Here is a 778-nt window from a genome sequence, read left to right on the forward strand (position 1 = left end):
AATTAGAACGATTTGTTGATGAAAATTTACAAGCGTATGACGAATTATAGAGGTGAATCATTATGTCTAATTACTATCATTTACTAAACAAATTAGAAGATTTGAATTTAAAACATACGAGAGAAATTTTACCAGAATATCTCGATACAATTGTTCAAGAAAATCTTAGTTTTGTAGAAGCTTTAAATCATTTAATGACGGAAGAAATAAACTCACGAAATGAAAGACAAAAGGAAAATCGTTTAAAAAAGGCGAATTTACCATTTAAAAAAACAATCAATGACTTTGATTTTGGGTTTCAACCAAAGATTAATCGAACAGAGATTTTAGATTTGTGCACCTTACGCTTTATGGATACAAACAATAATATATTGTTTATTGGAAATAGCGGAGTGGGAAAAACTCACTTAGCTATTGCCATTACACTAGAAGCCATAACCAAAGGTTATTCTTGCCATTTTGTTTTAAGCAATGAATTAGTCAATCGACTAAATCGTGCAAATCAACGTGGAAATTTAGATCGATTGTTAAAAAAATATGCTTCTTACGATTTATTAATTATTGATGAAATTGGTTATTTGCCTTTTACTCCTGATGGGGCAAAATTGTTCTTTCAGTTAATTAATCTTCGTTATGAAAAAAAATCGACCATTATTACCACGAATATTCCTTTGTCTCAATGGGCTGAAACCTTTCAAGATAAAAAATTAACAAATGCACTAATCGATCGATTAGTGCACCACGCTAAGATTATTCAAATTACTGGAAAGTCTTATCG

General features: G+C 29.8%; 1 protein-coding gene. It reads left to right on the forward strand.

All coding sequences use genetic code 11. The features are described from left to right. Positions 1-62 precede the first annotated feature (62 nt). A partial coding sequence (gene istB / locus G7Y42_RS14885; protein WP_165007736.1) for an IS21-like element helper ATPase IstB occupies positions 63-778 on the forward strand: 716 nt, incomplete at its 3' end.

It is taken from the genome of Enterococcus sp. ZJ1622 (genome assembly GCF_011038845.1).
In the GTDB taxonomy this organism is placed as follows: Bacteria; Bacillota; Bacilli; order Lactobacillales; family Enterococcaceae; genus Enterococcus_B.